A 9,716-nucleotide genomic window follows, 5' to 3' on the forward strand; every position below is an offset into this window, starting at 1 on the left:
GGACTAATTTCGCACCGCCATTCTCAGTTTTTCCCGTCCCGCCGAAACTGATGTCGACATTATCCAGACGCACGGCGTGCTGCATTCATCCTCCCTAACCGCCATCGCCCAGGCGACCGGCCGCGAAGGGATGCCGGGTTGCCCCGACATGCCCGACCGGATGCCGCCGCTGCGCGCTGACTGAATATCGCCTTACCGCAAGCCTCCTCATGCGGTTTCCCTAACGTATCCAAGCCGGATCATGCTCACAATTATATAATTTCATATGTTTTGTTCTATTTTTTGGAAACCTGTGGGCGGGATCTTCCGGTTGTCCCCGGCCGCGGTTGATGTCCGGCCCCATCCCCCGCATCCTGGGGCCATGCAGCGACAGGAGCGATCATGAGCGACGACTATGCCCCGCCCAGGGTCTGGACATGGGACAAGGAAAACGGCGGCGAGTTCGCCAGCATCAACCGTCCCATCGCCGGGCCGACGCATGACAGGGACCTGCCGGTCGGCAAGCATCCCTTGCAGCTTTATTCGCTGGCCACGCCCAACGGCCAGAAGGTCACGATCATGCTGGAGGAATTGCTGGAAGCCGGCTTCGACGCCGAATACGACGCCTGGCTGATCCGCATCGGCGACGGCGACCAGTTCGGCAGCGGTTTCGTCGCGGTGAACCCCAACTCCAAGATCCCGGCGCTGATGGACCGCTCGGTCGCGCCGCCGCGGCGGGTGTTCGAATCCGGCTCGATCCTGCTTTACCTGGCCGAGAAGTTCGGCGCCTTCCTGCCCCGTGACCCGGCGGCGCGGACCGAGGCGCTGAACTGGCTGTTCTGGCAGATGGGCTCGGCCNCTTCCTCGGCGGCGGCTTCGGGCATTTCTACGCCTATGCGCCGGTCAAGATCGAATATGCCATCGACCGCTACACCATGGAGGTCAAGCGCCAGCTCGACGTGCTGGACCGGCACCTGGCCGATCACCGCTTCATGGCCGGCGAGGACTATACCATCGCCGACATGGCGATCTGGCCCTGGTATGGGCAGGTGATCGCGGGCAAGGTCTATGGCGACGCGGCGACCTTCCTCGATGCCGGGATCTATGGCCATGTCCGGCGCTGGCAGGACGAGATCGCCGCGCGTCCCGCGGTTCGGCGCGGCATCATGGTCAACAAGACCTCGGGCGATCCGGCCAGGCAGCTTTGGGAACGCCACGATGCCGCGGATTTCCTGACCAGGACGCAGGACAAGATCGGCGACAAGGCCGAGGGTTGAGCCGCGCATGAAAGGCCCGGTTCTCGCCGGGCTTTTCCAAAGACGCTGCGTGGGTCTGTTGCGCGGGCGGACCGAACATCCGGATTGCAGGGTGGGAATCCGTCCTGCCGCCCCTCGGCCAAAGCGCCGCGCCGGGAAGGGCCGCGTCCTCGCCGCGCGGCGCTGGGAGGTCGCGGTCCCGACGGCCGCGGCCTTCGCGCGCCTGTCCCGCGAATGTCCGGGTCAGGCGCGCAGCCGGCGGCCGAGAAAATTCAGCACCTGCCTTTCCTCGTGCCGCAGCCCCGGCTTTTGCGGGTCGCCGGCGGGTTTGCGGCAGGGGCCCAGCTTCAGCTCGCCAGCCAGGTAAGCCTCGATGATCCGGGGGTGGACATAGCATTTGCGGCAGATCGCCGGCGTATTGCCCAGATGGCCGGCAACGGTTTCGATGGCCTCGCGGATGTTGCGGTTCGCCGCCGCTTGGCTCTCGCAGGCGGGATATGCCGACAGGGCCAGCGCGGCCAGGACCGTGCCGGTCCAGGTGCGGAAATCCTTGGCCGTTACCTCGCTGCACGAGATCCGGCGCAGATAGTCGTTCACGTCGGTCGAGGTGATCTTCTGCCGGGCGCCCTCCTCGTCCAGATACTGGAACAGGGCCTGGCCGGGCAGATCCTGCATGCTGCGCACGATCCGGGCCACGCGGCGGTCGCGGATGCCCAGGTCCCATTCCCTGCCGCCCTTGCCGCGAAAGCGGAACCGCAGCTGGTTGCCCTCCAGCCTGACATGCCGGCTGCGCAAGGTGGTCAGCCCGTGCGACCGGTTCCGGCGGGCATAGTCGCCGTTGCCGACGCGGATCATGGTGGTCTCGAGCAGATGCACCACCGTCGCCAGCACCTTTTGCTCAGGCAGCCCGCGCAGCGCCATGTCGCGCGCGACGCAGGCGCGGATCCTGGGCAGAAGCCGGGCAAAGGCCAGCATGTGATCGTATTTGGCGCTGTCGCGGAAGGCGCGGAAACCGGGGTGGTAGCGGTATTGCTTGCGCCCGCGCGCGTCCCTGCCGGTGGCCTGGATATGGCCGCGCGGATCGGGGCAGATCCAGACGTCGGTATAGGCCGGCGGCACCGCCAGCGCCGCCAGCCGCCTGCGCTCGGCATTGTCGGTGATCCGCCGGCCCTGGGGATCGCGATAGCAAAACCCCTTGCCCGCGCGGATGCGGGTGATCCCCGGCATGTCGTCGCTGACATGCACCAGCCCGGCCTGTTTCGCGGCCGCGACGGGGTCCGAAGGGGCGGGCGTGTCCCTGGGCATCTGGTGATCCGGCTGATGGTCGCGGGCTCAACGCCGGTCGGGGCGGATGGTTGCGCGGATGGTTGCGCGGATGGTTGCGGGGCCAGGACGGCGAGGCTTCCGGGACGGCCAAGACCGCGCGCGATCCGCCCTGCCCCTCGTCAGCCAAGCTCGGCCAGGATCGCGTCGCAGAAGGCATCCAGGTCGGCCGGGCTGCGCGCGGTGATGATGCGGTCGTCCGTCACCGCCTGGCCGTCGACCCAGACCCCGCCCGCATTCACCAGGTCCGTGCGGATGGATTTGTAGGATGTCACCTTGCGGCCCCGGATCAGATCCGCCTCGACCAGCAGCCAGGGGCCGTGGCAGATCGCGGCGACGATCTTGCCCTCGTCGTGAAAGCGCCGCACCAGGTCGACCGCCCCTGGCTCGATGCGCAGCTTGTCGGGGTTGATCTGGCCGCCGGGCAGCACGAGCGCGTCATAGGCCGAGGCATCGACCGAGGACAGGGCCAGGTCGGCATGGACCCTCTGCCCCCAATCCTCGCCCTGCCAGCCGCGAATGCTTTCCCCGCCGGGCGAGGCGATCTCGACCGTCGCGCCCGCCTCGCTCAGCCGGTCGCGCGGAACTTCCAGTTCGGATTGCTCGAATCCATCGGTGGCGAGGATGAGAATCCGGGCATCGGCAATCTTGCGCATGTCATGGTCCTTTCCTGTTGCAGGGTTCACGCCTTCAACGGCAACGGGTAGGCAACAAGGAAACCCGCAGGATGTTCCTGGCCGTGCGGGAAACGGGCAGACAGGCGTGCCCGAGCCTGTCCCCAGAGGCGGCGTCCGGCCGATCCGCGCGTCGCGGCGGCATGGCCTTCGGCCCTAGCCGGCGATGACCCGCGGCGAGAGGTGCCGCAGCTTCTCGGGGTTGCGCATGATCCAGATGGCGGCGATCCGGCCCTCCCGGATCGCCAGCGCCGTGGTCTGCACCACGCCCCCCGGCTTGACCAGCACGAAGCCGGGCGAGCCGTTGATCCGGCACAGGTGCGGGACGGCATCGGCCGCATGCGGCCATTTGCGCGCGATGCCCGCAAAGAACCCGGCCGCCCGCCGCCGCCCGCGCAGGACGTTGATGGCCGCGGGCACCTTGCCGCCGCCATCGGTATGGACCTCGATCTCTTCGGCGAAAAGCCGCAGCAGGCCCTCCATGTCGCCCTGTCGGCTGGCCTGCCAGAAGGCGGTGACGATGGGCAATGCCTCGTCGGGCTGGACGGAGGATGCGGGCGCGGCCCCCGCCAGCCTGCGCCGCGCACGCGAGACGAGCTGCCGGCAGGCGACCGGGCTGCGGCCGACCACCGCGGCGATCTCCTCGAAATCGTAGTCGAAGGCGTCGCGCAGGATGAAGGCCGCGCGCATCTCGGGCGACAGCGCGTCGAGCGTCAGGATCAGGGCGATGCCGACGTCCTCGGTCACGATCCATTGCTGCTCGGCCCCCGCCGCGGCGTCCTCGACCAGCGGCTCGGGCAGCCAGGCGCCGACATAGGTCTCGCGCCGCATCCGCGCGGATTTCAGGTGGTCGAGGCAAAGCCGCGTGACCACCGCGCCGAGCCAGCGCGACGGCCGCTCGATGGTGCGCAGATCCTGCCCGGCAAAGCGCAGCCAGGCATCCTGCACGATGTCCTCGGTATCGGCGACCGAGCCGGTCATGCGATAGGCCAGCCCCGCCAGGCGGCGGCGCTGGCCCTGGAAGATCTGCGCATGCCGGTCAGCTTCCATCGCCCAAGGTCCGTTCGGGATGCTGCGACCGGAACCCCACCGCAAAGCGGTTCCAGGCGTTGATCGCGTTGATGACCAGGGTCAGTTCGACCCGCTCGGCCTCGCCGAACTGCGCGGCGAGCGCGTCGTAGTCCCGCTGCGGCGCGCCCGTCGTCTCCAGCCGCGTCAGCGCCTCGGCCCAGCCGAGGGCGGCGCGTTCGCGGGCGTAGAAGGCCGGGCTTTCGCGCCAGGCCGCCAGCACGTCCAGCTTTTGCTGCGGCACGCCCGCCTCGCGGGCCTCGGGGGCGTGCATGTCCAGGCAATAGGCGCAGCCGTTGATCTGCGACACGCGCATCTTCACCAGCTGGCGCAGGGCCGCGGGGATCGCAAGCTGGCGGCTGGCGGTCTCCAGCGCCAGCATCGCCTTCATCGCCGCGGGCGCCGCCTTGAAATAGTCGAGACGTGCGGTCATGGTTGGTTTCTCCATCAATGCTTCCTGCAGAACCATGACGAGATGGCGGCGGGGTTTGTGACAGGCGGGCGGGTTGGTGCCGCCTGCATTGCGCGGCCAGGGCACCGCCTCACATTCCCGGCGCGGCGCCATGGCCCAGCCCGATGCCCGCGGGCTTGAGCAGCATCCACAGCGCCATGGCGACCATCATCAGGTTCTCGGTCAGCGAGACGAAGCCCAAAGGCACGTTGCTGTCGCCGCCGACGCAGGCGCATTTCAGCGCGCGCCCGTCGACATAGACCGCCTTGAAGACCGAAACCGCGCCCACCGTGCCGATGAACAGCGCCACCGGGATCGACAGCCACATCATCGCCCCGGCCATCATCAGCACCCCGGCAAGCGCCTCGGCAAAGGGATAGACGTAGCCATAGGGCACCCAGCGCCGCGCCAGCAGGTCGTAGTTGAGGAACATGGTCGAAAAGCCCTCGACATCCTTCAGCTTCTGCAGCGCCAGCAGGCACATGGCGATGGCGACGAACCATTCGGCGGCCTGCACCGTCAGTAGGCTGCCGAAGGCCGCCCAGCTGGTCGCCAGGGCCATCAGCGCGGCCATGGCGAAAAGCGCGAGGACGGGCCGGTAGGTCGGCGCGTCCCTGTCCTTCACCTCCTTGCCGAAGAAGGCCAGAAGATCGTCGTAGCCGCCGATGCGCTTGCCGTCGATGAAGGCCTGGGGCGTGGTCTCGACGCCGTGCCGCGCCTGGAAGGCGTCGATCTCGGATCGCAAGGTCAGGTGGTGGTCCTCGACCTCGTAGCCCTGGCGCTTCAGCAGGTCGAGCGATTTCAGCCCCCAGGGACAGATATGGTCCGCCGTCACCATGCGGTAAAGCGCGGCGCGTTTCGGGACATTTGCCATGATCTTCTCCTTTCGGGATCGCCGGGCCGCAGTTTGGCGATCATGCTTGGGATGAGTCCTCGCCTGAAACCAATCTGCCGCGCGGCCAGGGGTTCCACGACCGCTACGGCATGCGGCCATGTCGCTTGGCGCGGGATCGATAGACGACGCCCAGCTTTCGCCGGCAGAACGAACCCTGGACCCAAGCGGCCGCTTGCCGCGTTCCGCCTGGATCATCCCGAACTGGACGAGGTTTCCCCGATGCCGACAGATGGTGCCCGCCTTGCCGACGATCTGGGCCATGCCGCCGAAACCCCCGCCGGGATCCCCCTGCCCGGCTGGAGGCAGATCTTCCGGCGGGTCCGGGCCGAGATCGCCCAGGATCATGTCGGCGTGGTCGCCGCCGGCATCGCCTTCTACGGCCTCATCGCCATCTTCCCGGCCATCGCGGCGCTGGTGGCGATTTCCGGGCTGGTCCTCGATCCGGCCGATCTGGGCAGCACGATGGAGCGGATCTTCACCCTGCTGCCGCCGGATGCCGCCGGGATCATCCGCGACCAGCTGGTCAAGGTGACGGACGGCGGCACGCAGACGGGGCTGCTCGCGATCTCGGGCCTGGCGGTCGCGATCTACGGCGCGACGAAGGGGGTGATGACGCTGATCGAGGGGCTGAACATCTCCTATGACGAGGACGAGACGCGGGGCCTGCTGCGGCTTTACCTGACCGGATTTGCGCTGACGCTGGGGCTGGTGGTCGGCCTGACCGTCGCCATCGGGCTGATCGTGGTGCTGCCCCTGGCCGCCGGGCTGCTGCATCTGGGCGACGGGGTGCAGGCGGCGATCTCGTGGATCGCCTGGCCGATCCTGGCGGGGTCCGGGGTGCTGGGGCTGGCGGTGATCTATCGCTTCGGCCCGGCGCGCAAGGCGGCGAAATGGCGGTGGCTCAGCCTGGGTGCGGCGCTGGCGGTCTGCGTCTGGATCGCCGCCTCGCTGGGATTTTCGCTCTATGCCAGCAATTTCGCCCGCTATACCGAGACCTACGGCACGCTGGCCGGCGTCGTCGTCCTGCTGACCTGGTTGTGGCTTTCGGCCTATGTGGTCCTGGCCGGGGCCGAGCTGAATGCCGAGATCGAACAGCAGACCGCCCGCGACACCACCACGGGCGCGCCGCAGCCGATGGGCCGGCGCGGCGCGGTCAAGGCGGACACGCCGCCGCCGGGAATGGACCATCGCGACGGCGCAAGGGCAGGCGCAGCGGGAAAGGCCGCGCCCCTTTCGCCCGACAAGGTTTCGCCGGACCAGGTCTCGCCGGGCCGGGAATTGCTGCTGGCATCGGCGCTGGCCCTGCGCGCGGCAATCCGCATGACGGGACAGCGCAGAAGGTGATCCGGCCGGGGTCAGGGGCAGCCCATTCCGGCAAGGGCGGGGCGGCGAGGGCCGACGCCCCGCCGATGGCTCAGCCCTTGATGGCGATGCGCTTGACCTGCGCCTGCGCCTTTTCCGTCTTCGGCAGGGTCACGGTCAGCACGCCGTTCCTGAAATGCGCATCGACCTCGTCCTCGCGGATCTCGGCGCCCAGCGGGATACGGCGCTCGAAACGGCCGTAGAAGCGTTCCGAGAATTGCCGGTCCTTGTCCTCGACCTCCGAGCGTTTCTCGCCCTTCAGCGTCAGCACGCCGTCATCCAGCAGGACTTCGATGTCCCTTTCCTCAAGGCCCGGCACCTCGGCCGTCACCGTGATCTCCTTTTCATTGTCGGAGATCTCGACGCTCGGCCAGCCGCCCCGGAATGCGGGGGCCGCGCCAAGGGAACGGCAGCCCGGCGCCGAAGCCGCGGAACATGTCGTCGAACAGCCGGTTCACCTCGCGATGCAGCGACAGGAAGGGATCGCGGTCGCCCTCGCGGAAAGCGGTGGGAAGCTGGTTGCCGCCGTTGCGGCTCCAGGGGATCAGATCACGGACGTTCATGATTTTCCTCCTTTCTGGGCAACGGGTCCGGCACCGGGCGGTGCCCGGCGCCGTTTGCGTGGCGGACAGGCTCAGGCGGCCTCTTTCCCGGCCTCGATCCGTTTCGGCTCGGTCCGGGGTCTGGCCGCGATCTCGATCCGGCGCGGCTTCATCTCCTCGGGGATCTCGTGCCGCAGGTCGATGGTCAGCAGGCCGTTCTGCAGCTCGGCCCCCGTCACCTTCACATGGTCGGCCAGCTGGAAGCGCCGGCGGAAGGAGCGTTCGGCAATGCCGCGATGCAGATACTCGGCCTTGTCCTCGCCGGCCTTCTGGCCCGACACGACCAGCATGGTCTGTTCCTGCGTGATGGCCAGTTCGTCGGGCGAGAAACCCGCCACCGCCATGGCGATGCGATAGTCGTCCTCGCCGGTCTTGGCGATGTCGTAGGGCGGCCAGGTGTCGATGGTTTCGACGCGGCTCGCGGCCTCGAGCGCGTCCAGCATCCGGTCGAAACCGATGCTCGACCGGTAGAGCGGGGAAAAATCGAAAGTGGTTCTCATAGCCACATCCTCCGTTGAGCAACATGGGTACAAGCGTTCTGCCGGCAGGGCTGGGCGCCCGTCCGGCATGCCGGACCCGTCAAGGGCTTCCGGCGAGTCACGATCTAGGGCGAGGGCATGGCGGTTCAAGGGGGCGCGCGCCGCCCCTTTTCCCCGCCCGCAAAGCCCCTATCTGACAGGGACGAACCGCAGGAACATCACAGGAGACAGCCATGCGACTTGAGGACATCAGGGCTGTTCTGGGGCCGGTGGACGAGACGCTGATCGCCCAGATCAGCCGGACGGATGCGACGGCCGAGGAACTGGCCGAGGCCTGGGGCTGGCTGCATGCCGACGAGGCCATGATCGACGAGGGCCGCCCCCTGCCCCAGGGCCGCGTCGCCGAGCTGCTCGCCATCCTCGAGGCGGCCGAGCCTGACCCCGAGGAATAGCGCCGGGTTCAGTGCCGGAACCTGGGCGACAGCAGCAGGATCCTGCTCTCCGGCTCGCCCTCGCCCTCCCTCGAGGGGGCGGGCCGGTCCTCGACATGCGGGCCGCTGGCCTGCAGCACATCCAGCATGTCGGGAAAGCCAAGCGCCACGTCCGGCATCCCCGCGATCTCATAGGCGCTCTGCCCCAGCCCGGCATAATGGACGATGGAGCCTCCCCGCCGCGTCAGCCGCGCCGCGAAGAAGGCGCAGGAGATCAGGCATTCGTCCCCGATCTGGCGCGACTCGCCCCGGTGCGCCCGCCGTTGCGCCGCGTCCATCAGCCGGACGGTCAGGCGGTCGGGCGCGATCGGGCGATGCATGTAGCGCGCCAGCGTCGAGGCAAGGTGATATTCCAGCTCCGACGACAGGGCGACCTGGCTTTCGCGCATCCCCTCGATCACCAGGTCGCGGGCGGCAGAGATATACGTGTCCGTCATGAAACCCCTCGGCATCAGTCTGAACGAAACCATTCCATGATAAAAAGTTTGGCGCAGTCCCGCTGCAGGTCAAGACCCTGCATGGATCCGAGGCAGCTGAAATCACTCGATATTGCACGCAAACCTCATGTGTTGGCAGCCGTCTTCGGCGAGTGCCGAAATTTTTCGCGCCACCCCTTGAAACCGCCGTCCTGCGTGCCAATTCCTCTCACGCGCGATGCCATCCGGGTCGCGCAAGCCCCGTGCCGGTCGCTTGGCCGGTGCGGAGGAACCTCTCGCAATCTGTTTGTCCATGAGGAGAACGATATGACGTTCCGTCCACTCCACGACCGTATCCTGGTCCGCCGCATCGATGCCGAGGAAAAGACGGCCGGCGGGCTGATCATTCCCGACAGCGCCAAGGAAAAGCCTCAGGAAGGCGAGGTTCTGGCCGCGGGTCCGGGTGCGCGCAGCGAAAACGGCACGCTGCACCCGCTGGACGTCAAGCCCGGCGACCGCATCCTGTTCGGAAAATGGTCGGGCACCGAGATCCGGCTTGATGGCGAGGATCTGCTGATCATGAAGGAAAGCGACGTGCTGGGCGTGATCGAGGCCCCGGCCAGCGCGAAAAAGGCCGCCTGACGGCCGTTCCCCAGGATCCAACCCAAGAATGCTGCTCAGGAAGGAGTGAGCCAGATGGCTGCGAAAGAAGTTAAGTTC

The 9,716-nt window shown here is 67.7% G+C and carries 12 protein-coding genes and 1 pseudogene; 4 read left to right on the top strand and 9 right to left on the bottom strand.

Annotation, left to right across the window (positions count from 1 at the left end; all coding sequences use genetic code 11):
• The first annotated feature begins 381 nt into the window (after window positions 1-381).
• A pseudogene (gene yghU / locus FE811_RS23805) lies at window positions 382-1,256 on the top strand (glutathione-dependent disulfide-bond oxidoreductase).
• 222 nt (window positions 1,257-1,478) lie between these two features.
• Here the strand turns inward: yghU and FE811_RS23810 are convergent.
• The 5 genes from FE811_RS23810 to FE811_RS23830 all read right to left on the bottom strand — a co-directional run bounded on the left by FE811_RS23810 (window position 1,479) and on the right by FE811_RS23830 (window position 5,625).
• A complete protein-coding gene (locus tag FE811_RS23810; RefSeq protein ID WP_116222793.1) occupies window positions 1,479-2,540 on the bottom strand; it encodes a DNA topoisomerase IB in 1,062 nt (353 codons plus the stop codon).
• Window positions 2,541-2,680: 140 nt separating this feature from the next.
• On the bottom strand, window positions 2,681-3,214 hold the full coding sequence (locus tag FE811_RS23815) for a type 1 glutamine amidotransferase domain-containing protein (RefSeq protein ID WP_116222794.1): 534 nt from the start codon (window positions 3,212-3,214) through the stop codon (window positions 2,681-2,683).
• A gap of 174 nt (window positions 3,215-3,388) precedes the next feature.
• Window positions 3,389-4,282, bottom strand: coding sequence for an RNA polymerase sigma factor SigJ (gene sigJ, locus FE811_RS23820; protein ID WP_116222795.1), 894 nt, complete (start codon window positions 4,280-4,282; stop codon window positions 3,389-3,391).
• The gene (locus FE811_RS23825; RefSeq protein ID WP_244295315.1) at window positions 4,272-4,748 is read right to left on the bottom strand and encodes a carboxymuconolactone decarboxylase family protein; all 477 of its coding nucleotides are present in this window, start codon (window positions 4,746-4,748) and stop codon (window positions 4,272-4,274) included. The genes sigJ and FE811_RS23825 overlap by 11 nt, the downstream gene beginning before the upstream one ends.
• A 94-nt stretch (window positions 4,749-4,842) precedes the next feature.
• Window positions 4,843-5,625 (bottom strand): MauE/DoxX family redox-associated membrane protein, encoded by a 783-nt coding sequence (locus tag FE811_RS23830; protein WP_116222796.1) that lies wholly within the window; start codon window positions 5,623-5,625, stop codon window positions 4,843-4,845.
• 240 nt (window positions 5,626-5,865) lie between these two features.
• On the opposite strand from FE811_RS23830, the gene FE811_RS23835 reads away from it, so the two are divergent.
• On the top strand, window positions 5,866-6,990 hold the full coding sequence (locus FE811_RS23835; protein WP_116222797.1) for a YihY/virulence factor BrkB family protein: 1,125 nt from the start codon (window positions 5,866-5,868) through the stop codon (window positions 6,988-6,990).
• Window positions 6,991-7,060: 70 nt separating this feature from the next.
• Here the strand turns inward: FE811_RS23835 and FE811_RS28455 are convergent, their stop codons facing one another.
• The 3 genes from FE811_RS28455 to FE811_RS23845 all read right to left on the bottom strand — a co-directional run bounded on the left by FE811_RS28455 (window position 7,061) and on the right by FE811_RS23845 (window position 8,110).
• Window positions 7,061-7,339, bottom strand: a complete 279-nt coding sequence (locus FE811_RS28455; RefSeq protein ID WP_244295317.1) for an Hsp20/alpha crystallin family protein — start codon at window positions 7,337-7,339, stop codon at window positions 7,061-7,063.
• 13 nt (window positions 7,340-7,352) lie between these two features.
• Complete coding sequence (locus FE811_RS28460) at window positions 7,353-7,571, bottom strand: hypothetical protein (RefSeq protein ID WP_244295319.1); 219 nt, start codon at window positions 7,569-7,571, stop codon at window positions 7,353-7,355.
• A 71-nt stretch (window positions 7,572-7,642) separates the two neighbouring features.
• The gene (locus tag FE811_RS23845; protein WP_116222798.1) at window positions 7,643-8,110 is read right to left on the bottom strand and encodes an Hsp20 family protein; all 468 of its coding nucleotides are present in this window, start codon (window positions 8,108-8,110) and stop codon (window positions 7,643-7,645) included.
• 212 nt (window positions 8,111-8,322) lie between these two features.
• Here FE811_RS23845 and FE811_RS23850 point away from each other — a divergent pair, with 212 nt between their 5' ends.
• Window positions 8,323-8,541, top strand: coding sequence for a hypothetical protein (locus FE811_RS23850; protein ID WP_036759637.1), 219 nt, complete (start codon window positions 8,323-8,325; stop codon window positions 8,539-8,541).
• A gap of 8 nt (window positions 8,542-8,549) precedes the next feature.
• Here FE811_RS23850 and FE811_RS23855 read toward each other — a convergent pair whose 3' ends face one another.
• On the bottom strand, window positions 8,550-9,017 hold the full coding sequence (locus tag FE811_RS23855) for a hypothetical protein (RefSeq protein WP_036759639.1): 468 nt from the start codon (window positions 9,015-9,017) through the stop codon (window positions 8,550-8,552).
• A 306-nt stretch (window positions 9,018-9,323) separates the two neighbouring features.
• Here FE811_RS23855 and FE811_RS23860 point away from each other — a divergent pair, with 306 nt between their 5' ends.
• Window positions 9,324-9,638, top strand: a complete 315-nt coding sequence (locus FE811_RS23860; RefSeq protein WP_036759641.1) for a co-chaperone GroES — start codon at window positions 9,324-9,326, stop codon at window positions 9,636-9,638.
• The last annotated feature ends 78 nt before the right edge of the window (window positions 9,639-9,716 follow it).

It is taken from the genome of Paracoccus sp. FO-3, from assembly GCF_006386455.1.
Taxonomy (GTDB): domain Bacteria; phylum Pseudomonadota; class Alphaproteobacteria; order Rhodobacterales; family Rhodobacteraceae; genus Paracoccus; species Paracoccus versutus.

Excerpts from the sequence above, each read along its gene's own strand:
- FE811_RS23810 (WP_116222793.1), bottom strand. The coding sequence starts at position 2,540 with ATGCCCAGGGACACGCCCGCCCCTTCGGACCCCGTCGCGGCCGCGAAA.
- FE811_RS23815 (WP_116222794.1), bottom strand. The coding sequence starts at position 3,214 with ATGCGCAAGATTGCCGATGCCCGGATTCTCATCCTCGCCACCGATGGA.
- sigJ (WP_116222795.1), bottom strand. The coding sequence starts at position 4,282 with ATGGAAGCTGACCGGCATGCGCAGATCTTCCAGGGCCAGCGCCGCCGC.
- FE811_RS23825 (WP_244295315.1), bottom strand. The coding sequence starts at position 4,748 with ATGGAGAAACCAACCATGACCGCACGTCTCGACTATTTCAAGGCGGCG.
- FE811_RS23830 (WP_116222796.1), bottom strand. The coding sequence starts at position 5,625 with ATGGCAAATGTCCCGAAACGCGCCGCGCTTTACCGCATGGTGACGGCG.
- FE811_RS23835 (WP_116222797.1), top strand. The coding sequence starts at position 5,866 with ATGCCGACAGATGGTGCCCGCCTTGCCGACGATCTGGGCCATGCCGCC.
- FE811_RS28460 (WP_244295319.1), bottom strand. The coding sequence starts at position 7,571 with ATGAACGTCCGTGATCTGATCCCCTGGAGCCGCAACGGCGGCAACCAG.
- FE811_RS23845 (WP_116222798.1), bottom strand. The coding sequence starts at position 8,110 with ATGAGAACCACTTTCGATTTTTCCCCGCTCTACCGGTCGAGCATCGGT.
- FE811_RS23850 (WP_036759637.1), top strand. The coding sequence starts at position 8,323 with ATGCGACTTGAGGACATCAGGGCTGTTCTGGGGCCGGTGGACGAGACG.
- FE811_RS23855 (WP_036759639.1), bottom strand. The coding sequence starts at position 9,017 with ATGACGGACACGTATATCTCTGCCGCCCGCGACCTGGTGATCGAGGGG.
- FE811_RS23860 (WP_036759641.1), top strand. The coding sequence starts at position 9,324 with ATGACGTTCCGTCCACTCCACGACCGTATCCTGGTCCGCCGCATCGAT.